The following is a 20,381-nucleotide window of genomic DNA, read 5'->3' on the forward strand; positions in this document are numbered from 1 at the left end:
GTGCGATGTGTGCCGCGCCGATCGGCGTGCTGCCCGCTTACGCGGAACTGCAGTGCGCGAGCAATTTTTCCTTTCTGCACGGCGCGTCACGCGCGGAGGAGCTGGTCGAGCGCGCGGCGCGGCTCGGCTATAGCGCGATCGCGATCACGGACGAGTGCTCGCTCGCCGGCATCGTGCGCGCGCACGTCGAGGCGAAGGCGGCAGGCCTGCCGCTCATCATTGGCTCGCACTTCCATCTGACGTCGGCCGACGGCTCGCCGGCCCTGGCGTTCACGGCACTCGCGATGAACCGCGAAGGCTACGGCAACCTCTGTGAGCTGATCACGCTCGCACGCACGCGTGGCGCAAAGGGCACGTATCGGTTGGCGCCGCTGGATCTCGAGCACCCCGAGGCACCGCTCACGCACCTCCGAGGCCTGCCTGACTGCATGGCGATTCTCACGCCCGACTTTCCCGCTAACGAACAACGGCTCGACGCCCAGATCGAGTGGTTTGCGGCCGTGTTCGGCGATCGCGCGCGCGTCGCGCTGACGCTGCACGCCCGGGCGATGGACGATATCCACCGCGGCGCCGTCGAGCGAGCCGCAGCACGGCACGGCGTGTCGGTGGTGGCCACCAGCTGGCCGGTCATGCACGTGCGCTCGCGAAAACCCCAGCAGGACGTCCTCACGGCTATCCGGCTCGGCCGTTCGGTCAAGGAGTGCGGCTACGAGCTGGCGCCGAATGCCGAGCGGCATCTGCGTTCGCGCCTGCGTCTGGCGAACCTCTACCCCACCGGCGCGCTCGAGGAGACGGTGCGCATCGCGAGGCGCTGCACGTTCTCGCTCGACGAGCTGCGCTACGAGTACCCCGACGAACTGGTGCCGGCCGGCTACTCGCCGGCGTCGTACCTGCGCGAGCAGACCTACATCGGAGCCCACGAACGATTTCCTGACGGCATTCCGTTCAACGTCCAGGCGCAGATCGAACATGAGCTGCAGCTGATCGCGAAATTGAAGTACGAGCCGTACTTTCTGACGGTCTACGACATCGTCCGGTTTGCGCGTAGCCAAAACATCCTGTGTCAGGGGCGCGGCTCGGCCGCGAACAGCGCCGTGTGCTACTGTCTTCGTGTGACCGAGGTCGACCCCGCACGCGGTAACATGCTATTCGAGCGCTTCATTAGTTGCGAGCGCAACGAACCGCCCGACATCGACGTCGACTTCGAGCACCAGCGTAGAGAAGAGGTTATGCAATACATCTACGCCAAGTACGGACGCGATCGCGCGGCACTGACCGCGGCGGTGTCGACCTACCGCCCGCGCGGCGCGCTGCGCGAGGCCGGCAAGGCGCTTGGCGTCGATCCCATCATCGTCGATCGCGTCGCGAAGGCACATCACTGGTTCGATTCGAAAGCGGATCTGCTCGCGCGATTCGCCGAGGCCGGGCTCGACGTCGAGGCACCCCTGAACCAGCAGTGGGCCGCGTTCGCCACCGCCCTGCTCGGCTACCCGAGGCACCTGTCGCAGCACTCCGGCGGCTTCGTGATCAGTCGCACGAAACTCTCGCGCATGGTGCCGATCGAGAACGCCGCGATGGAAGATCGCACGATCATCCAGTGGGACAAGGACGACATCGAGGCGCTGGGCCTGCTGAAAATCGACATCCTGGCTCTGGGAATGCTGAGCATGGTGCGGCGCGCCTTGGAGATGATCTCGGAGAAGCGCGGCGAGCCCTTCGAGCTGCAGGACATTCCTCCCGAGGATGCCGCGACCTACGAGATGCTCTGCGAGGGTGACTCCATGGGCGTGTTCCAGGTCGAGTCGCGCGCGCAGATGTCGATGCTGCCGAGGCTGCAGCCGAGATGCTTCTACGACCTGGTCATCGAGGTGGCCATCGTCCGGCCCGGGCCGGTGCAAGGCGGGATGGTCCACCCGTTCCTCCGCCGGCGGCAGGGCCTGGAGCCCGTGACGTTTCCGTCTCGAGACGTCGAGAAGGCGCTCAAGCGCACGCTCGGCGTACCCATCTTCCAGGAGCAGGTGATGCAGGTCGCGATGCTCGCGGCCGGGTTCTCCGCCGGCGAGGCCGACCAGTTGCGCCGCGCGATGGCCGCCTGGAAGCGCAAGGGCGGGCTGGAACCCTACCGCGATCGGCTCGTGAACGGCATGCTCGTCCGCGGATACGATCAGGAATTCGCAGAAGCGATTTTCGAACAGGTGAAAGGCTTCGGCAGCTACGGCTTCCCGGAGAGCCATGCGGCCAGCTTCGCCCTGCTCGTCTACGCCAGCGCCTGGCTGCGCCGGCACGAGCCGGCCGTGTTCCTGGCCGCGCTGCTCAACAGCCAGCCGATGGGCTTCTACACACCGTCTCAGCTGCTGCAAGACGCCAGACGCCGCGGCGTGCGCATCCTGCCCGTCGACGTCACGATCAGCACGTGGGATTCGACGCTCGAGAGCGACACCACCGCGGCGCCCGTGCGCATCGGACTATCCCATCTGCGCGGCATGCGCGAGGAGGCTGCCGCGCGCATCGAGCTGGCGCGATCCGTGCGGCCGTTCGTCGACGTCGCCGACCTGGCGCGGCGAGCGGCGCTCGATCGCCATGACCTGCAGGTGCTCGCGGCCGCGGGCGCGTTGCGCTCGCTCGCCGGCGGCAACCGGCGTGATGCGATGTGGCTGGCCGCCGCCGCAGTGCCCGACCGGGATCTGCTGCGCGGCACCGAGCGAGATGACGTGGCGCCGGCGCTGCCGCAGGCCTCGGAGGGGCGCGAGATCGTGTCCGACTACCGGTCGATGGGCTTCACGCTCGGCCGCCATCCACTCGAGCTGCTGCGCGTCCGTCTGCGTGCCGACCGGCTGCTGCCGGCGGCCGAGTTGGCGTATCTGCGCAACGGCCAGTTCGCGCGCGCGTGCGGGATCGTGACAGTGCGTCAGCGGCCGGGTACGGCTAAGGGCGTGCTGTTCATCACGCTCGAGGACGAGACCGGGCAGACCAACGTCATCATCTGGCCCACGCTGCTCGAACAATACCGGCGCGAGGCGCTTGGCGCGTCACTGCTCGCGGTGTACGGTATCTGGCAGACGGATGGGAAGGTGCGGCACCTGGTGGCGAAGCGCCTGGAAGACCGGACCACGCTGCTCGGCGGTCTGCACGTCGAGTCGCATGATTTTCACTGAGGGGAGGGAACGATGGACCGGGAAGCAGCGAGTGAAGCGTCACGTCGATGGGTCCAAACTGCCACGCAGACCGCTGAGGCACAAGAGCTGGTTGCCTCGTTGAGCTGCTGGCACAACAGCCCGGCATCGGTGAACTGCGGCTGCTGGCGCCCGTGCTCGCACGCCTGGCGCCGAAGCCGGTCGTCATCGTCCAGCCGCCCCATCGGCTGCAGCAGCCCGCGCTCAATGCGCTCGAGCACGCGCTTCGGCGCGGGCGCAACTGCGCACGCGGCAGACCAAGGCAAAATCAACTGACCGGGATGATGACCCATTTAAACCGGTCATTTTCATTGGAGTTCGGCTGTGCAAACACCCCACGGTCGTCACCACTGCCTTTCGAGTTGGCACCCTTTACGTAGTGGCCATCTTTGGTGCGCAAATAAAAGACATTCCCGTAACTATCCGTGTCGCTCACCTGAAAAAGTTGGAATTTGTAACGATCGCCTTTCGATCCATCAATATGACCTGCGTTGTGCCCCCATATTTTACGGTCGCCATCGCTGTCTGTTTGGTTACCTTGAAAAAGAAAGCCCCCATATCTGGAGTTGTTCAGGAACGATACAGTACCGTCGCCTTGATCATGAGTAACCGTCCAGCGATATCGACTATCATCTCCACCTCGGTCACCCTCATGAATATAGGCCTCCCGATCGCCATAGGAATCCGTGTGCTGCCCGAGCTTCAAATAGGCCCCGAATCCGTGATTGATAACATAATACTCAACTGAACTATCCAAATTTTCGATCTTGATGGCTCGCGCAAGCACGTCATCGCCAATCATATATTTCTCCTTAGTTTTAAAAATTATTACTCAAAAATCGAGTGATCAAACCATTCAATCCCAGAAACCAATTGACCGGCTTTTTCTGAAAATCATTGATAAAGCGAACTGCCTTCGAAATTCCGGAGCGTTGCTACCTCATGGACCAGACCCAGCTTATAAGCGACCGACGAAACGTATCGGCGCTCTGACGGCTCCGAGCGGGTCGCATTCGACTGCTTGATCTACTAAAGCCTCTGTCGCACCGGATGCCAAATCAGTTGGAATTGTCAGTAGCGGGCACCAGTGTCCGATCGTCTTCGGTTACTTTGTATGGATGGACAACGATGCTGCTGTTCGCCCTTATGTAGTAGAGAACATAATTCGACAAGTCAGCCGTGTCTCGGTAGATTACCATCAACACTCCCTTAGGATCTTCATTGGAATAACCTCTGTAATCGTCCCGTTTTATTTCAAGAGCACGCGGCGCCAACGGCTGCGGGTACAAAACAAAATCTATCGCGATGTCAACGTCAGCCTTATTGCGCACTGTAATAGTCACGATCCCTCCGAAAAATAATTTTTAATCACCTGATCACGGCATGCCCTATCGGACAGCAGCCATATCTCCACCCTTCACTATAGTTCAAATCAACTTAACAATTCTTATCGATTGAGTTGCTAAGTATTGTGATTTTCCATCTATCTGGCATTTTTCAATTTGACCATTCTGACACCATCCCCTCGATGCTGTGAAGCTCACAAAATGAAAACTCGAAAGAGCCGAGCGCATAGACATCTTTGGACTTGCGATAGCATCGGTCGGTGGAACAAAAACGCCTATTGTTCCAAGAAATTGCTCCGACTGGCGCAAATGATATAACAACGAGAACTAGCCATTGAAACGAGAACCGTTATCTTCGCGCAGCTTTCGATTACGACCATCTAAATAGATGAATCGCTCGCACGCAGCAGGATTCCGTTCATGTGCGGACGCTAGCGTGCGGCGCATGCCGCAACACATCCACGCGCGTCGAGGCCATAGAAACCAAGGGAAATATCTAGCCGTAATCATTCAGACGGGAGTGGTAACCGTTAATACAAGGAAGCGGGCAGCTCCGGGACAGAAGCGATACGCTGATTAACCATGTCCTCGATCACGCCAGACGAAGCGAATTGTCGAAGGGATGTTGGAGTAGGCCATGGCATTGAGCATGGCCAGGAGCTTGCGTATGCAGGCGACCGCGTTAATCGAAGACCTCATGGACGGGTACGGTGCGTCGCGATGGGCGCGTCTAGGTAAAGCACGCGGCGAATCTCGAAGCCCCCCCCCTGCATACATCGGCGTCCTTTTCCCAAAGCGCTGTCAACCGGAGGGACGCCCATGAGTGTTGTGAGATGGCACCGATCGATCCTGCCAAGTTTGTGCAGTTGAACGATCAAGCAGTCCGCACTCCAGACCGGCTGGATTCCGCCACGCGCTCGCTGCAATCGGTCGAGTTCGCTCGAATGCTCGCTCACGCGGCCAGCTTATCCCAGCGTCGACGCCGTCGAGTTGGGCCTGAATGGAGACAATGTTGGCGTGCAAACTGGGACGCAGACGGCTCAGGCGTCGTTAGCAGCCACTGCCGCTCGGATCCGAGCATGGCAATCAACTAGCGCCGTCGAGTCAGCTGGGCAGCCAACCCCTTGCTGGCGCTCGTCGAAAACAGAGCCCAGCAGACGGGCCAGGTCCTCGTAACGGGTGAGCACCGAGGCCGTTTTTGCGAGCGCGCTTCACCAAATCGGCCCCGGCGCGCGCCATCAACAAGCGCCGCGCGCCAGTGGCGCCCAACCGAGGTACTTCGATTCTTACCGCTGGCGCCGGAAGAGGATGAGCGCCAGCAGTTAAAATCCACATAGATTTGATTAAATTCGCGCGTTCAGCGCACCACCGGATGCTGCGGATTCAGACGCGCCGCTGCCGTAAAAACGGCTCCTCGGAGCTCACCGGAATATACACAAACATGCGCTGTTGGAATGCAGCCGGCGCACGAACAATATTCATCGCTGTGAACGATCGATACCCATTAACCACTTGACCGGGTCCACCCCAAGAATAGGCATTGTATGGGGAATCGTCTTTAATGCGCGTCAGCACATCTAATTGCCCGCCCGCAGAACCACCGGACAGGTTCTTCTGTTCGCCATCATTCACGTCAGTGATGATGTAACCCTTAAGGCGAAGAATCAAACAGCGCTCACTTATCGATTTGGTATATTCGACCACGGCCGTCTCATCATATTGCCCCGCACCCTGCGGCGCAGGCAGGATCGATCGCGGCGTTGGAGCAGCAATAAAGGCGCCGTCGAAATTTTTGTCGAACCTGAGTTCAAGATTCTTGGTCCAATCGTTAAATGAATATTGAAGAACGCGGTTGTTTTCGATACCTTGCGGATATCTAAACCAATCCCCAGAATTGTATTTTATGAGATTAACACCACGCTCAGCCGAGCCAGTGGCTTCATTATTTGGGTGAAAACCTGGCACCCAAAATAGAGAATTAGTCACCAATGAAAGTGGGGCGTCAGCAGATAACTGTAGCACCGGCTTCCAGTCTCTTTCTTTAAGCATTCTTGAAAGATACAAATGTCCACTATCATGCGCAGAAATTCCTTTTATGCGTTCGAGAACTACGATAGTGGAATCGTGAGGGTCAATCCGCATACGCATTAACGCAAGGGCGTTGTTCGACCAAATCGAAACCGTTTCATTAGGTACGCTTCGACCAGGAGATAGGATACCGGCGGCACCGCCAGTGCCGAATATTTGTGGATCCAGCCACGTCGCGACGGTGTATGCGACCCCAAAGATTCCCATTGACAGCCCGAAAAGCGGTATCTTGCTGGAGTCCGGAAAGGGAAGTGCGCCCATAACTGCATAATTTATGCTTAACAGAGACAGCGTTAGGGGTTTCCAATCCGGCTCAGTGTCCGCGCGGTGGAGTGTGAAGGAATAGAGATACTCGGTATCGTTAACGATAGCGTCCGTGATGGCTAGGTTTTCCATTGTTGACTATCCTTCTTGGGTCGATTGGCTCATGGAGGGATTTTTACAGCAACTGTGGATATTGCCGCATTACGCGGTCAAAGTAGCCGATCTTTTTAATAAAAAAAAGAAATTCAACACAATGAATCGAAGTGGAGAATGCGGCAGACAACGCTATGCGTTTTACGGCCTTCAGAATGGCCAACCGTGCATGCTTGCACTATTCGATCAGCGCCTGTCAGTGCCACTCAAAATTTTGCGGGCCTGGCCGCCCGCGAGGACATGGCTTGAAGGGACGACCACAAGACGTGCGAGGTCGCCGCCCTTAACACATAATGACGCTTGAGATAACGTGAAGGGCTGGGCTGGCTTCACCAGCGCCAAGTCTCTCCGTGGACGTCGGCCCGCGCCTCGCTGTCCGACACGTAGTCGTGCATTCCGACGGGTATCGTCGGGTTCTTCGGATGACGCGCGAACCAAGACAGTGGGAGCCGGTTATCAATCGATTTATAAGCGGGCACAGGATGCCCTTTCCCAGAGCTACGTCGCCTGAGGCTGGGCCACTCGTTTCTGTTGCACATCGCGATGGTAACGGCAACCCATGAACAAGTCCGAAGCCTGGGCGTGGACCGAGGCGAGTCGCAGCAACTGACGTGCCAATTTGAACCCCGCATGACCTTCTCGCGGATGCGGGTGGGCTGGTGCGAATTCTCGGTTCGGTTGTTCTGCCCCTGTGCTACCGGTGCTCGACGTCCAGACGCGAAGCTTGTCGGTCATCATCACGCGCGGGCGGCCGTGGCACTTGAGCAGCTTGCGCATCAGCCGCTTGGCGGCGGCAACGATGTCGCTGCTCCAGCACGTCATTGTTTGCCTGACTGTTGCCGCGCGCCCGCCATCCGGCGTGAAACTTCGCCGCCTCGACGCGCTGCCGGCACTGCGCGGCCGTGACGTAGACGGACGTGATTTGCAGCGACGCACGGCCGAGCAGCTGCTCACCGGCCGCCGATTGCTGTCGCGTCACAAGCGCGCTCCGCAATGGCTAGATGATCGTGATCACGACCCCGGTTTGGAGGATTTTCAGTTTGCGCAAACCGCGGCCGGCCAGCACGAGGCTACCGCCATCCAAAAGTTTGAATTCTGGAATGCCGTAGACCGGCGGAGGACCCGGAGATAGCTCTCGTCTTTTCACGATGACATCGTAGGAGTTCCCGGCCGCGTCGACTGCCTTGAAGTGCTCTGTTTTCATGGGCAATTCAGTGGTTGATCAACGGCTGAAAGCATTCAATACATGGATGTCCGAATTAATAGCGTGTCGCTACCCGCACCTCAAGTCGTGACGACGACCCGCATCGGCGGCTCTCCTGGCAGAACGAATTCGTCCTGGCGGCCCAACCGCACATCGCGCAGCATCTGCTCCAGTTCCGCAATACGGACGGTCGGTACCGGCGGCACAGTCTCGCCGTCCGGGGCGAGCGAGTCTAGGCGCTTGAGAATCAAGGCCACGGCGGTTTGACGCGAGAGAAAGTATGTAGCCATAGGCGAGTCAGGAAAAGCCGATCCGTTGCGAGGGAGCCCTCTACCGCTCGCGAGCGATCCCGGCGTGAAACTTCGCCGCCTCGATGCGTTGCCGGCGCTGCTCGGCCGTGACGTAGACGGACGTGGTTTGCAGCGACGCGTGGCCGAGCAGCTGCTGGACGACGTCGAGCGTCATGCCGCTGGCCACCGACTGCGTGCCGAACGTGTGGCGAAGACTATGTGGGCTCGTGCGCGCCAGCTGGCGGCGCTCGGGCTCGCTCAGATCGCCCATCGTCACCTGCAGGCGCTTGAGTACCCACGCGACCAGGGTCGCCGCGCCGCGCACCGAATAGCCTGCCGCGTCGGCGCCCGCCGCGCCAGACTCAAACTTCGTTTGTGCCCGCAGTGTCTGCGGGATCACCAGCGGGGCGAGCAAGGCGCCGGCCGCCTGGTCACTGTCGAACTGGCGGCCACGGTCGACCCAATGCGCGCGCAGCGCGGCCACGCACGCGTCCGAGACCGCGACGAATCGCTCCTTCCTGCCCTTGCCGATCACCTGCAGCCACCACGTCGCCGGCACCTCGCCGTCGCCGGCCAGCCAGGCCAGCTGCCCGCGGCTCGCCGCGGCCGCTTCCGACACGCGCAGGCCGGAGTCGCCCATCAGGAGCAACAGCGCCCGGGCCGCGCGCCAGCGGGCGGCCTCGGGTGACGGGCTCTCGCTCCAGCTGGCGATCTCGGCGCGGACCCGCGTCCACAGGTCGAGCGGCAGCGCGCGGTCGACGCGCAGCAGCGCCGCGCGCTTGACGGGGCGCGGATCGGTCACGGCCGCCCAGGGGTTGCCCGCCAGGTAGCGAATGCGCACCAGCCAGTCGAACGCGGCCCGGATCGTGCGGATCGCGTACCGCTGACTGTCGAGCGACATCGGCTCGTCGCTGAACGGGCGCCAGCGGCGCGAGCCGCGCGCGGCACGTGGCCCGCAGAACGCGGCCGACGGGCTCGCGAGAAACGCCTTGAAGGCATCGCAGTCCTCCACTCTGAGCGACGACAGCGCGGTGCCGCGCTCGACCACGCACCAGAGCAGCAGGCGTTCAAGTTCGCGCCGGTAGCTGCGCAGCGTGTTGGGCGCGTCCGTGTAGCGGTTCAGGTAGGCCGCGATCGCATCCAGATCGTGGTTCGCCCGCACGAACGAAAACTCGGTGTGGCGGTTCAAGCCCCGCTGCCCCGACATCTCGGGCGGGATGGCGATGCGCTCGAGCGGCACCAGCTGCGCGCGCGAGGGCGCCAGCACCTCGGCGGCCGGCGCGAGCGGGTCCGCGGCCTCGACGTCACGGTCAACTGTGGCGCCGATCGTCTCAGCATGGCGGCGCAGCCACGCCACGAGCACGCGGGCGCGCGTGAGACCGATCCGGGGCACCGATCGCCACCAGCTCCCGCCGCGGCGATTGCAGTAGGCGACCAGCTCGGCGAGGGTCCGGATACCCTCCCCTGCCAGGCGCTCGGCCACGAGCGGCCGAAACCAGCGGCCGATCTCGTGCTCGCCGACGGGCTTGGCCGCAGCCCAGGCGCCGGCCGCTTGTTCGATCATGTGCAGCGACACGGGCGTCAGACGCGGCTCGCCGTGCTTGCGGATGCTCTCCTGCAGGTGCTGTTTCAGCACGCTCGAGCCCTCGCGCAGCGCGAGCGAGACCAGGTCGTCGCGCATCGTGCGCAGCAGCGCGTCCAGCTCGTGCGGGGCATCCGCGTAGGGCGTCGTCTCGCGGTCGAAATAGAGCCGCGCGATGGTCGCCGTCGGCACCCCTTTTACACGCGCACGCAGGGCCGTGAACTCGGTTCGGCTGTAGGTGCGGGGCGCCGGCAGCTCGAGTTGCTGAACGCGGTTCGTCATGATCGCTTGGCCATCTCTCGAAACTTGCGCTGCCACTCGGCGGGCGTCAGGCGCCCGAAGGCCTCGAGCGCGACGGCGCGCGCCTGGTCGATCGTCTCGCCGCGAAGCCCGGCAATCGACCAGCCCGTGGCGGCGTCCGCGACGTCGTAGCGCGACGCCTGCATCACGCCGAGCAGCGGCGCGCGGTGGATCGCGAACACGCGGCCGCGAAACTCGAACGGGATACCGATGTGTTCCACGCGATGGCCGCCAGCCAGGCGCAGATGGAAGACGATGCCGCCCGCCTCGATGCGGGGCGCGTACAGGTCCGCTTGCTGGGAATCCGTAGCGCCGACCGGCTGAGCGTTCGCCGGCGACGACAGGCTGCTCGATGTCATGGTCATGCCTCGTGGATGGGTGTGTCGACGAGCAAACTACGGCGTGCCACCGGGCGCCGATGCGCTGCGCTTCGAATTCGTGCTGCCGCGGCTCTGGCCGAGTCGGTCACACTCGACCACTCCTGATGCCACCAGTCGATGACGGCCGCCGCGCTCCCAATGGACGGCGCCACCACGACATCCGCCAGCTCGTCGGCGACACCTGACCACCAGCCGTCGCCTTCAGCGTCCGAGGCGCGCGCGTCGATCGCCGCGCGGTAGATGGCTTTCGCGGCGTCCAGACGCGTCAGCGCTTCATCACTGCTTTGGTCCGGCTTCATGCGCGCTCACTTCGGTTGTTTCGTTGCAATCTCGGTTGCGGCCGGATCGATCAAAATCCATAGCTGTCCTCGGCCCAGCGCTTCAGCACGCGGTAGTCGTGTTCCGGAAGCACGATCTGGCCGTCTTCGGCCGCCTCGAGCACGCGCTCCATTTGCCCACTGAGCACGAGGTTGCCGTGCAGTCCATAGAAGTACCACCCAAAGGGCGTGCCGACCTGCTCATCGAGTTTCGTGAGCTTCCCGTACAGGCCGTAGCAATCGAGCCGATGCGTGTCCCGCAACGCCGCTATTTTCTGCGTATGCGTCCACGCGGGAATGTAGTCCACATCCCGGCGCCCGTTCGGTGCGGTGTAGTCGGACGTCTTGAAGACCCAACGTGTGCAGATCCGCTCGCCTGCCAGGCCGGCGCTCGAGGCGGACCAGTCGTCGAAGAACCGGCGGCCGCGCCATTGCTGACGGTCGTAGCCGGGCGTCATCTCGCGAATGGACTGCACGCGTTCATCGCGTGTCCTCATGTTGGTGGTGCGGACCTGGCGATCGCCCTGCCGGCCGTGGTTCTCACTCCACACTGCCTCGCCTTGCTCGACAAACATCGCGATGTCGATGATCTGATCGAGCCGGTACCGCGGCTCGCCGAGGGGCGCCCGCTCGAATCGGTTGCCCTCCGTGTGGCCATGACGCAGCTCGTGCGCATCGGGCCGATACCACGCGCCGGCGCGCGGAAAAATCTCGCGCTCAACATACTCGTCCTCTTCCCACACCGTGATCTGGATGAAGTCGCTTTGCCGGTCGGTCGAGGTCGGGCTCCTGTCGTACATCAGATAGTGCAGCACGGGTTCCCGCTCGGCCATCCGATACCCGCTCTCCGCGAACTCGTCGCAGACGGCCGCAGCCGTGCCGAACCGATCCAGCTGCAGGTCGATCCACGCTCGATAGTCGGCCGCCACTTCCTGGTTGTGCGCGTCGAGCACGCGACTCGGTTGCGACGAAAACTCGTCGCGCGTCTTGACGTGGCGGACCGAGCGGAACTCGGTTCGCGCCGCAAACATCGCGATCAGCGCGGTGTGCTTCTTCTGTACCTCGGTGCTAGCGACCAAGGTGGCCAGCACGTCGGTCTGCAATTCGTAGTCGTGGCGCATCGTGGTGGCTCTCAGCGCGTGGGGTTGGCCAACGGCGCCGGCGACGGAGCGCGCTGCTCGAGGTGGATCACGTTCGCGCGCCCGAACTGGATGCGCTCGCCGAGGCAGTAGCCGTCGAACTCGTCGCCGACGTCGCCGGCGCGAACGAACTCCGTGACCAGCGCTTGGTAAATGTCGTCGCGCGGCTCCACGTAGCTGACGCTCGCGCGCAGGCGCGGCCCCGTTTTGGGCTGCAGCTCGACCAGGTCGCCGCGCTCGATCGTGTCGCGTTCGGCGTCGCGCAGCGTATCCCAGCCGCGCGTGAGGTGGGCCACGCGCTCCAGGTCCGTCGAGCTGCGGAACCCCCACACGCGACGCAGCAGCTGCCAGGCAGCGGCCGGCATCTTCGCATCGCCGGCCTCCCAGCGCTGCACCTGGCGCGGTTGCACGCCCAGGCGCTCGGCGACGTCAGCCTGCGTGCGACCGTTAATCACGCGCATGTGCTTGATCTCAGCCGGGGTGGGCGCGTGACGTTCGCCGGCGACTTCGAACGTCACGCCCCCGTCCCACTCCAGCGCGACCGGCTCGTAGCACGCCTCGCAGGTGGCCGCGGCGCCGTCGTAGCTGTCATCGGCGTGATGGATCTGACCGCGGTGGCCGCAAGCCCGGCAGCGATACACGTACAAGACCGACATGAAACCTCCTAGACAGAACCCGTCTTAAAGACGTTTATGTCAGCCTAGCACGTCCTAAAGACGTGTCAAGGAATTCCGATCCGGGGCCGCGACTCGTGCCAGGTAACCCGCCACACGCGGCTTAACCACGCGAGGGGTTGTCTCCTGGCCAGCGGCGAACTGGCCCCGGTCGTTCGTCCATCGGCGGCATGTCGCGCTCGGCGCGACTGAGGTTGGTCCACCGAGCATGCCCGCATGCCGCGCAGCGAATCCACGCGCGACGGGGGATGCTATTGGCCGGCCAGCGATGGGGCGGCAGATCTCGCGACGCCTCGTCGCCGGTCGCGGGCGTCGCGACGGCATGGTCGGCGTGCGCCCGGCACCGCGGGCAGTGTCGATCAACTTTCACGCGCGCCTCCGCGCAGATCGGTTCGGGCATCGGGCGGTGCGACGTTCCAGCGCTCGGGTCGCAGCAACTCGAACAGCCGGCGCGAGTCGGCGGCCACCGTCGCGGCCAGTACGGTAACGGCGCCGTCTGGCGACGCGTCGGCGAGGCTCCGCGCAAGCCGGACATAGAGCGCGTAGGCGCCGATGGCTTGCGAGCGCAGGGCTTCGCGCTGTGCCGGCATGACCCCGAGCGCGGCCGTGCGCGCCAGCTCGAGGATGGCCGTCTCGGTGTCCTGAACGAGGTCCGCGTAGGTCAGCGACGTGGCGGGCGTCACGCAGGCTCCCCGTTTAGTCGCGCGGCGGGCGAACGCCAGCGTCGTCGGGATCGCGAACCCGCTCGCGCAGGCGGGCGAGATCCTGGCGGAACGTCGCGCAGGCGGCCGGATCGAGCGCCAAGAAGGCTTCGTCGCCCATTGCTTCGAACAGGGCGATCACGCCGAGCGCCATCGGTTGGCTGGCCTCGCCCGTCGCGAGGGCGGTGCGCCCGCCGAGGATGCCCTGCAGGAGCAGGTCGGTGTTGCGCAGGAGGGTGGCGTAGCTCAGGCAGGGTTGGTCGGTCATGGTCGCCGGCGGGTCGGTTGGACGAGGCGGGGTGGCCGGCGGGCCGCGCCGGGCGAGGTGTAATCGGTACCATAGGCGTTTTTGGGCATTAAACGCAATGCCGATAATACGAGTTATTAGCATCGCGAAACCTTTGTCAATACTTAAATAAAAATGGATTTTAATAAAACTCAACTAATTCGCGATATTCCAGATACGCCAATGGCACTCTTATTTTGCTAAAAAAAACGGAGACATCAATCCGAGGGGTGTTGTCACCGGGCCTGGTGGGTGGCTGGTGATCGCTGATAGGGGTTTGACCGGGATATCCCGACGCCGTCCGTAACGTGGATGCCGAGACTTGCCTCCGTTGTTGCAGGCCAATCCGTTCACTCTGCATAAACTTCGACGCAAGACAACGTGACGCCATCGATGTTTTTGTCGGCGTCGATGTCGGTAAATGCCATCATCACGCGGTGGCACCCGATCGGAACGGTAAGCGCCTTTACAACACGCCTCCACCCAACGACGAGGCCAAGCTGCGCGCCCTCATCGCCGAACTCAAGACTCACGGTCGACTGCTGTTCGCGTCGGTCAGCCGTCCACCATCGGTGCGCTTCCTGTAGCCGTCGCCCGCGCTGAAGGCGTACTCGTGGCCTATTGTGAACACCGATATAGCATCGTATATTTAGCGCGGAAAGCGGATTTTTCATCCATGGCGGTTGCACGTTATTGAATAATCGATAACAAAGAAGACCAAAATAAACTCGACACCTAACGAGGCACACCGCGCCTCGATCGAATCCAATGATGGCGCATGAGATCCAGCACGAACCGGACAGCACGACCCGCCAATGTGACAGCGAACCGGCGCCATCGAATACATTTTTAGGGACGTCTGGTCTGCTTGCCGGCTCGCCAACCGAATCCGCCATAAACCATTCTTGTGGAGATCGTCCATGCTACTGAATCCGTCGCCCCGCATCCTGTGGTTGCTGCCCCTGTCGATCCTGTTCGGCGGCACCGCCTCGGCGCAAAGCTGCATCTCGACGCAATACGGTTCACTCGCACAAGGCAGCTACACGATCCAGAACGACGAATGGGGCCTGGCCAATGACCCCGGCGGTTGGCAGCAGGCCTGCACCGGCAGCGCCGCGAGCAACAGTTGGTCGTCCACCTGGTGGTGGGCCACCGGCAGCGGCGGGATCAAGTCCTACCCGAGCATTTACCGCGGCTGGCAGATGGGGGCCTGGTCGCCCGACACTGGCGGCTTCCCGGTCCAAGTGTCAGCCCAGGCGCCCCTACCCACCCATGTCAGCTACAGCATGAGCGGAAACAACCAGTATGACGCCGCCTACGACCTGTTCTTCTCGCCCTCGAACAACCCCGGCTCGCCCTCGGGCGAGATGATGGTCTGGCTTGCTTACTCGGGCAACCAGCCGGCCGGCAACCGGGTGGCGTCAGGCGTGACGCTAGGCGGCATAGACGGCACCTGGGACGTCTACCAGGGCAGCAACGGCTGGCCGGTATGGAGCTTCGTGCGCACCGCGCAGACCACCGACTTCAGCGGCAACCTCCAGCCCTTTGTCTATTACCTCGCCTATACCAAGGGCTGGCTTAACCCAAACTGGTACACGCTGAACACCCAGTTCGGCGTCGAGGTGATCCAGAGCAACGGCGCAAACGGCTCCGTGAACGTCAGCAGTTTCAGTGCCTCGGCACGCTAGTCGATGCACCGGCGCGCGGCCGGCAGCGTGCGCGAAGTGTCATCGGCTCGGCCAGGAAGTCGGCGCGGTGGCCGCCGACACCGGGCCGCCAGGATGACGACATCCGCACTGACTTTGGCCGCAGCGCCTGCCGTCAGCCCAAACGCCGAGATGGCCGTCCTCAAGCGTGCCGCCTGCTCATCGAGCGAGGCAGCGGCCGCGGAGGACTGCTCTACCAGCGCGGCATTCTGCTGGGTGACCTCGTCCAGTATTGTCAGGTTGTTCGGATGACGGGAGAACCGAGACAGTGGGAGCCGGTTATCGATCGATTTACGCCGCCAAGCGGGCGCAGGACAACGGAACCTTTCTCAGTCGTCACCTCTCCGCACCTGCTAATCGTCCCCCTTAATGCTCGAGCCGATAAGCTCCCGTAACCATTGATGCGAAAGGTCGCGATGTGACCGCTCGTGCCACAGCATTACCATTTCGTACCCGGGAACCTCGACCGGTGGCGCGATCGATCGCAATCTGGATTCGCCGTTGAGCAATCGCGATGGGAGCATCGCAACCAAGTCCGTACGCGACAACACGTCTTGTACGAAGGTGAAATGTGGCACTGAAAGTACAACTCGCCTCTTCAAACCAAGCTGTGCCAAAGTCATATCAGTGATGCCGACAAATCCCCCTCCATCCGGTGACACGATTACATGATCCAGTTTGCAAAACTGCGACACGGTAATTCTCCGCTTGAGACGCGGATGATCAGGCCGTCCGACCAAGACATACTTTTCCTGAAACAAGGTCTTCCGGCGTAACCCCTCAGGCGCTTCGTCCGCAGTATGGAATGCCAGGTCAACTTCACCTATTTCGCACTGTCTGGCGATGAGACGCGACGCTATCTGCGTAACGCTAATGCGGGTATTCGGCGCAAATTTACGCAGCCTTGGAAGCATGGGTAGGAGTACTGTAGTTTCACTATAATCCGTCGCTGCAATCTTCCAAGTTAGGGCTGCGGTGTACGGGTCAAACGGCTGTAACGGTGACATGACTTCGTTCAAGGCCGCCAAGGCCATGGAAAGCGACTCCCGCAGCGAGTCGGCCCTCGCCGTTGGTCGCATACCGCGGGGTCCGGGCAAAAGCAGAGGATCCTTGAAGACTCTTCTAAGCTTCGATAGGTGGACGCTGACAGACGGCTGAGACAGATTGAGACGCTCGGCCGCCCGGCTCACGTTGTGCTCCTCAAGCAATACATTGAGCGTGCGCAAAAGGTTCAGGTCGAGGCTACGCAAATTATCCATGGCAATACCAGGTATCTATGAAATTCATTTCCAATATACCTGATCACCATTTACGCTGCGTGCGTCACCATCAACGAGATGAACGGTGAAAATCCTCAGGGCCGTCTAGCTCTGAGGAGAACGGTCGAAAGCCGCCTCCTCCCTTCATTATTCAGGATCACCACATGAGCAACGTTCTTATCGTCCACGCCCATCCAGAGGCCCAGTCACTGACCGGCTCTTTGAAGAACCTCGCGGTCGAGACGCTGACCGCGCAGGGCCATCAGGTTCAAGTATCCGACCTCTACGCCATGCACTGGAAGGCCGTCGCCGATGCAGCCGACTTTCCGCAGCGTAAGAACGCCGATCGGCTACGCTATGCATCGGAATCGGGCAACGCCTTCGCCACGGGCACCCAACCCGCCGATATCGTGGCCGAGCAGCAAAAGCTGCTGTGGGCCGATGCGGTCATCCTCACCTTCCCGTTGTGGTGGTTCAGCGCACCGGCGATCCTGAAGGGTTGGGTCGAGCGCGTCTACGCGCATGGTTTCGCTTACGGTGTCGGCCTGCATGGTGGTGAACGCTGGGGCGATCGGTATGGTGAAGGAACGCTAGCCGGTCGCCGGGCAATGGTTGTCGTCAGCATCGGCGGCCGCGAGCCGCACTATAGCGAGCGCGGCGTCAATGGGCGACTCGACGAAATCTTGTGGCCCATCCAGCATGGACAACTCTTCTACCCAGGCATGGATGTTATGCCGCCCTTCCCCATCTTCCAGAGCGACCGCCTGTCTGAAGAGCGCTGGGTAGAAGTCGCGGCTGCCTTCAAGGTCCGGATGGAGAATCTCTTCACCGACACGCCAGTCCCGTATCGCACTCAGAATGGCGGACACTATGATGGACAGCAGGTGCTCAAGCCCGGTCTCGGTTCCGGAGAAACCGGCCTCCGCATCCACCTGGCGCAACATGGCGATCCTGTCGAGAAGCTGGGCTCAGCCGAATCACAGTCCGCGGCACTTGCCCGCTCCTGATCAGGATTGCCAAATTATGCGCGCGTTCCGCTCCAATGGTCAGGTCGGCCTCGAAGCCCTCACGATGGTCGACTTGCCCGATCCGGGTATACCGGGCCCGGGAGAAATCCGGGTCCACCTGCATGCGACCTCGCTCAATTATCACGATCTGGGCGTCGTGATGGGGCGCCTTCCAGCCGCTCCGGGACGCATCCCCATGGCGGACGGAGCAGGCGTGGTCGAGGCGGTCGGGCCGGACGTAGAGGCTTTCTCGGTCGGCGACCATGTCGTGTCGACCTTCTTTCCGACGTGGCTTGATGGCGAGCCGCAGATCGCCGATTTCGCGACGACCCCGGGCGACGGTGTCGACGGTTACGCACGCGAAGTGGTTGTGGCGCCAGTACACGCCTTCACACACGCACCGAAGGGTTACACCCATGCCGAAGCAGCAACGCTGACGACGGCAGGGCTAACGGCTTGGCGCGCTCTCGTCGTCGATGGTGGATTGAAGGCCGGTGCAACTGTGCTGGTGCTGGGCACGGGCGGGGTGTCGATCTTCGCGCTTCAATTCGCCAAAGCGATGGGGGCGTCGGTGATCGTGACATCTTCATCCGACGACAAGCTGGAACGTGCCCGCGCGCTCGGCGCCGATCACACCGTCAATTATCGCGAGATCCCAGAATGGGGCAGGCATGTCCGCGATATTACCGGCGGACGCGGCGTCGACCATGTCGTCGAGGTCGGGGGACCCGGCACACTGGCCCAGTCAATCCAGGCTGGGCGGGTCGGCGGGCATCTGGCGCTGATCGGCGTTCTCACTGGACGCGGCGGCGATGTGCCCACGGGTTTGCTGATGGCGCGCCAACAGCGACTCCAGGGCGTCGTGGTCGGTAACCGCCAGCATCAACTCGAAATGGTACGGGCGCTCGTCATCGTCGGCGTCAGGCCCATCATCGACCACGCCTTCACGTTCCCCAAACTGGCCGACGCCTTCCGTCTGCAGCAAACAGCCAGCCACTTCGGCAAGATCGTCGTGGAATATTGAAAGGGACGATGGGGCGCCTCCATCAACTCTACCTCGGCGGAGCCGTCTTGTTACGGGTTTATCCTGTCGAGACGGCGTAGTGTTTGAGGTCTTCGTGAGGAGCCGACGTCCCCCCGCCCTTGAGTAGCACGACGCTTTAGAGTCCAATCACGTAGTCAGGAGATTGGGCATGAAGAAGCGATTCACCGAAGAGCAGATCATTGGTTTCCTGCGCGAGGCGGAGGCCGGCTTGCCGATCAAGGAGCTTTATCGGCAGCATGGCTTTTCCGAAGCAAGCTACTACCTGTGGCGCAGCAAGTTCGGCGGCATGAGCGTGTCCGACGCGAAGCGCCTGAAAGAACTGGCGGCCGAAAACAACCGGCTGAAGAAGTTGCTCGCGGAATCGATGCTGGAGAACGAAGTCACTCGCGAGGCGCGACGAAAAAAGGGCGCTGTCACGTTAGCGGAGTATGTTCACAACGGGCGCAAGCTCGACCCGCATGTTTCATGCGGCAGACGGATTCTGGGTGACCTCGGTCAATTCACGCCACGTCGAGAAGCGTACGGCAAGGTGTTTGCGATAAAGCGAAGCACGCAGCCGATGCCGCTTCAGGGCGAAGTGCCGACGGATCAGCCCGAAGCGCTCGAGGAAAGCCTGAGTGCGTGTCGGGTCGCGAAATCCCCGCATGCGTCGCTCGCGTTCGCGGCTCGGCTGATGACTGTTCTCGGCGCGGTTGTTCACGCGGGCAGCGGCCTTCACGAACACGTGCTTGACGTGGGCGAGTTCGGGAATATCGGCCATGGCCGCCGGGTAACTGCGCAATTGGCCGGTGACGATCTTTCGCGGTACCGGGCAGGTACGCAGCACTCGCTGGAAGAACCGTTTGGCCGCAGCCTTGTCGCGCCGCTTCTGTAACAGCACATCAAGTTCGACACCGTGCTCGTCGACGGCGCGCCACAGCAGATAAGCTTCGCCGCGCAGGGTCACCGCCATTTCGTCGAGATGCCAGGTGCTGCACGGCTTGCGCCGGGCAACCTTGACGCGACAGGCGAAGGCCGGACCGAACTTGTCGCACCAGCGGCGGATCGTTTCATGGCTGACGATCACGCCGCGCTCGAATAGCAGCTCTTCAATGTCGCGTAGGCTCAGCTGGAAGCGGAAATACCAGCGCACCGCCTGGCTGATGATCGCTGCGGGGAATCGATGGCCGTGGTAGAGCGCTTTCGGTTTCATCGCCCCATCTTACGCGACCACAGCCGTCAACGTGACAGCGCCATTCGCGTCCGTGCACGGCCAAGTTTCCAATCTGTTCGTGGGCTGCCGCTATCATCGGGATGCGAAACGCAGGCGCGTAGCCCGAGCCCAAGCGAAGGCGGCTTGGGAACGAGCGTCGTGCGCCCGCTTGGCCACGTAAGCGAATCGCTGGCGGGCTCACCTTGCCCTTCCTCGTACGGCTACCGAACACCCTGATAGTACCGGTGACCGAATTGCAGGCATGCCGTTCTCGC

At 62.1% G+C, this 20,381-nt stretch carries 18 protein-coding genes and 4 pseudogenes; 7 read left to right on the forward strand and 15 right to left on the reverse strand.

Annotated features, from left to right (window positions below; genetic code table 11):
* Positions 1 to 5: 5 nt before the first annotated feature.
* A complete protein-coding gene (locus bpln_RS33015; RefSeq protein WP_055141380.1) occupies positions 6 to 3,155 on the forward strand; it encodes an error-prone DNA polymerase in 3,150 nt (1,049 codons plus the stop codon).
* Between the two features lie 286 nt (positions 3,156 to 3,441).
* On the opposite strand, the gene bpln_RS36505 is transcribed toward bpln_RS33015, so the two are convergent.
* The 13 genes and pseudogenes from bpln_RS36505 to bpln_RS33060 form a co-directional block, all read right to left on the reverse strand.
* Positions 3,442 to 3,975 (reverse strand): hypothetical protein, encoded by a 534-nt coding sequence (locus bpln_RS36505; protein WP_148654289.1) that lies wholly within the window; start codon positions 3,973 to 3,975, stop codon positions 3,442 to 3,444.
* 256 nt (positions 3,976 to 4,231) lie between these two features.
* Positions 4,232 to 4,516 carry a hypothetical protein gene (locus bpln_RS36510; RefSeq protein ID WP_148654290.1) on the reverse strand — a complete coding sequence of 95 codons (285 nt, stop codon included), beginning with the start codon at positions 4,514 to 4,516 and terminating at the stop codon, positions 4,232 to 4,234.
* 1,386 nt (positions 4,517 to 5,902) lie between these two features.
* Positions 5,903 to 7,003 (reverse strand): hypothetical protein, encoded by a 1,101-nt coding sequence (locus bpln_RS36515; RefSeq protein ID WP_148654291.1) that lies wholly within the window; start codon positions 7,001 to 7,003, stop codon positions 5,903 to 5,905.
* 519 nt (positions 7,004 to 7,522) lie between these two features.
* A pseudogene (locus bpln_RS38360) lies at positions 7,523 to 7,886 on the reverse strand (DDE-type integrase/transposase/recombinase); the annotation flags it as partial.
* Between the two features lie 135 nt (positions 7,887 to 8,021).
* Positions 8,022 to 8,228 (reverse strand): hypothetical protein, encoded by a 207-nt coding sequence (locus bpln_RS38540; protein ID WP_148654292.1) that lies wholly within the window; start codon positions 8,226 to 8,228, stop codon positions 8,022 to 8,024.
* An 80-nt stretch (positions 8,229 to 8,308) separates the two neighbouring features.
* A complete protein-coding gene (locus tag bpln_RS33025; protein ID WP_055141382.1) occupies positions 8,309 to 8,518 on the reverse strand; it encodes a hypothetical protein in 210 nt (69 codons plus the stop codon).
* Positions 8,519 to 8,558: 40 nt separating this feature from the next.
* Positions 8,559 to 10,382 (reverse strand): site-specific integrase, encoded by a 1,824-nt coding sequence (locus bpln_RS33030; protein WP_055141383.1) that lies wholly within the window; start codon positions 10,380 to 10,382, stop codon positions 8,559 to 8,561.
* Entirely contained in the window at positions 10,379 to 10,759 is a 381-nt protein-coding gene (locus bpln_RS33035) for a hypothetical protein (protein ID WP_082465566.1), read from the reverse strand. The genes bpln_RS33030 and bpln_RS33035 overlap by 4 nt, the downstream gene beginning before the upstream one ends.
* A 2-nt stretch (positions 10,760 to 10,761) precedes the next feature.
* Positions 10,762 to 11,079, reverse strand: coding sequence for a hypothetical protein (locus bpln_RS33040; protein WP_055141384.1), 318 nt, complete (start codon positions 11,077 to 11,079; stop codon positions 10,762 to 10,764).
* A gap of 50 nt (positions 11,080 to 11,129) precedes the next feature.
* Positions 11,130 to 12,218, reverse strand: coding sequence for a hypothetical protein (locus bpln_RS33045; RefSeq protein WP_055141385.1), 1,089 nt, complete (start codon positions 12,216 to 12,218; stop codon positions 11,130 to 11,132).
* 11 nt (positions 12,219 to 12,229) lie between these two features.
* Entirely contained in the window at positions 12,230 to 12,892 is a 663-nt protein-coding gene (locus bpln_RS33050; protein WP_055141386.1) for a helix-turn-helix domain-containing protein, read from the reverse strand.
* Positions 12,893 to 13,269: 377 nt separating this feature from the next.
* Positions 13,270 to 13,593: a hypothetical protein gene (locus bpln_RS33055; RefSeq protein WP_055141387.1), complete on the reverse strand. Its 324-nt coding sequence runs from the start codon at positions 13,591 to 13,593 to the stop codon at positions 13,270 to 13,272.
* Between the two features lie 13 nt (positions 13,594 to 13,606).
* Positions 13,607 to 13,879 (reverse strand): hypothetical protein, encoded by a 273-nt coding sequence (locus bpln_RS33060; protein WP_055141388.1) that lies wholly within the window; start codon positions 13,877 to 13,879, stop codon positions 13,607 to 13,609.
* A gap of 330 nt (positions 13,880 to 14,209) precedes the next feature.
* On the opposite strand from bpln_RS33060, the pseudogene bpln_RS34875 reads away from it, so the two are divergent.
* Positions 14,210 to 14,519 (forward strand): annotated as a pseudogene (locus tag bpln_RS34875) (IS110 family transposase); the annotation flags it as partial.
* Positions 14,520 to 14,817: 298 nt separating this feature from the next.
* The gene (locus bpln_RS33070; protein ID WP_055141390.1) at positions 14,818 to 15,585 is read left to right on the forward strand and encodes a GH12 family glycosyl hydrolase domain-containing protein; all 768 of its coding nucleotides are present in this window, start codon (positions 14,818 to 14,820) and stop codon (positions 15,583 to 15,585) included.
* 371 nt (positions 15,586 to 15,956) lie between these two features.
* Here bpln_RS33070 and bpln_RS34880 read toward each other — a convergent pair whose 3' ends face one another.
* Positions 15,957 to 16,862: a LysR family transcriptional regulator gene (locus bpln_RS34880; RefSeq protein ID WP_082465567.1), complete on the reverse strand. Its 906-nt coding sequence runs from the start codon at positions 16,860 to 16,862 to the stop codon at positions 15,957 to 15,959.
* A gap of 164 nt (positions 16,863 to 17,026) precedes the next feature.
* Here bpln_RS34880 and bpln_RS33075 point away from each other — a divergent pair, with 164 nt between their 5' ends.
* From bpln_RS33075 to bpln_RS34885, 3 genes and pseudogenes are all read left to right on the forward strand, one after another.
* The gene (locus bpln_RS33075; protein ID WP_055141391.1) at positions 17,027 to 17,869 is read left to right on the forward strand and encodes an NAD(P)H-dependent oxidoreductase; all 843 of its coding nucleotides are present in this window, start codon (positions 17,027 to 17,029) and stop codon (positions 17,867 to 17,869) included.
* A 16-nt stretch (positions 17,870 to 17,885) separates the two neighbouring features.
* Positions 17,886 to 18,893 (forward strand): zinc-dependent alcohol dehydrogenase family protein, encoded by a 1,008-nt coding sequence (locus tag bpln_RS33080; RefSeq protein ID WP_055141392.1) that lies wholly within the window; start codon positions 17,886 to 17,888, stop codon positions 18,891 to 18,893.
* Between the two features lie 169 nt (positions 18,894 to 19,062).
* Positions 19,063 to 19,317 (forward strand): annotated as a pseudogene (locus bpln_RS34885) (transposase); the annotation flags it as partial.
* Between the two features lie 60 nt (positions 19,318 to 19,377).
* Here the strand turns inward: bpln_RS34885 and bpln_RS33085 are convergent.
* Entirely contained in the window at positions 19,378 to 20,106 is a 729-nt protein-coding gene (locus bpln_RS33085; RefSeq protein WP_055141393.1) for an IS6 family transposase, read from the reverse strand.
* Positions 20,107 to 20,149: 43 nt separating this feature from the next.
* Here bpln_RS33085 and bpln_RS38545 point away from each other — a divergent pair.
* Positions 20,150 to 20,287 (forward strand): annotated as a pseudogene (locus bpln_RS38545) (IS6 family transposase); the annotation flags it as partial.
* Positions 20,288 to 20,381 lie beyond the last annotated feature (94 nt).

Origin of the sequence: Burkholderia plantarii, from assembly GCF_001411805.1 — a bacterium.
Lineage (GTDB): Bacteria > Pseudomonadota > Gammaproteobacteria > Burkholderiales > Burkholderiaceae > Burkholderia > Burkholderia plantarii.

Excerpts from the sequence above, each read along its gene's own strand:
- bpln_RS33015 (WP_055141380.1), top strand. The coding sequence starts at position 6 with ATGTGTGCCGCGCCGATCGGCGTGCTGCCCGCTTACGCGGAACTGCAG.
- bpln_RS36505 (WP_148654289.1), bottom strand. The coding sequence starts at position 3,975 with ATGATTGGCGATGACGTGCTTGCGCGAGCCATCAAGATCGAAAATTTG.
- bpln_RS36515 (WP_148654291.1), bottom strand. The coding sequence starts at position 7,003 with ATGGAAAACCTAGCCATCACGGACGCTATCGTTAACGATACCGAGTAT.
- bpln_RS38540 (WP_148654292.1), bottom strand. The coding sequence starts at position 8,228 with ATGAAAACAGAGCACTTCAAGGCAGTCGACGCGGCCGGGAACTCCTAC.
- bpln_RS33025 (WP_055141382.1), bottom strand. The coding sequence starts at position 8,518 with ATGGCTACATACTTTCTCTCGCGTCAAACCGCCGTGGCCTTGATTCTC.
- bpln_RS33030 (WP_055141383.1), bottom strand. The coding sequence starts at position 10,382 with ATGACGAACCGCGTTCAGCAACTCGAGCTGCCGGCGCCCCGCACCTAC.
- bpln_RS33035 (WP_082465566.1), bottom strand. The coding sequence starts at position 10,759 with ATGACATCGAGCAGCCTGTCGTCGCCGGCGAACGCTCAGCCGGTCGGC.
- bpln_RS33040 (WP_055141384.1), bottom strand. The coding sequence starts at position 11,079 with ATGAAGCCGGACCAAAGCAGTGATGAAGCGCTGACGCGTCTGGACGCC.
- bpln_RS33045 (WP_055141385.1), bottom strand. The coding sequence starts at position 12,218 with ATGCGCCACGACTACGAATTGCAGACCGACGTGCTGGCCACCTTGGTC.
- bpln_RS33050 (WP_055141386.1), bottom strand. The coding sequence starts at position 12,892 with ATGTCGGTCTTGTACGTGTATCGCTGCCGGGCTTGCGGCCACCGCGGT.
- bpln_RS33060 (WP_055141388.1), bottom strand. The coding sequence starts at position 13,879 with ATGACCGACCAACCCTGCCTGAGCTACGCCACCCTCCTGCGCAACACC.
- bpln_RS33070 (WP_055141390.1), top strand. The coding sequence starts at position 14,818 with ATGCTACTGAATCCGTCGCCCCGCATCCTGTGGTTGCTGCCCCTGTCG.
- bpln_RS34880 (WP_082465567.1), bottom strand. The coding sequence starts at position 16,862 with ATGGATAATTTGCGTAGCCTCGACCTGAACCTTTTGCGCACGCTCAAT.
- bpln_RS33075 (WP_055141391.1), top strand. The coding sequence starts at position 17,027 with ATGAGCAACGTTCTTATCGTCCACGCCCATCCAGAGGCCCAGTCACTG.
- bpln_RS33080 (WP_055141392.1), top strand. The coding sequence starts at position 17,886 with ATGCGCGCGTTCCGCTCCAATGGTCAGGTCGGCCTCGAAGCCCTCACG.
- bpln_RS33085 (WP_055141393.1), bottom strand. The coding sequence starts at position 20,106 with ATGAAACCGAAAGCGCTCTACCACGGCCATCGATTCCCCGCAGCGATC.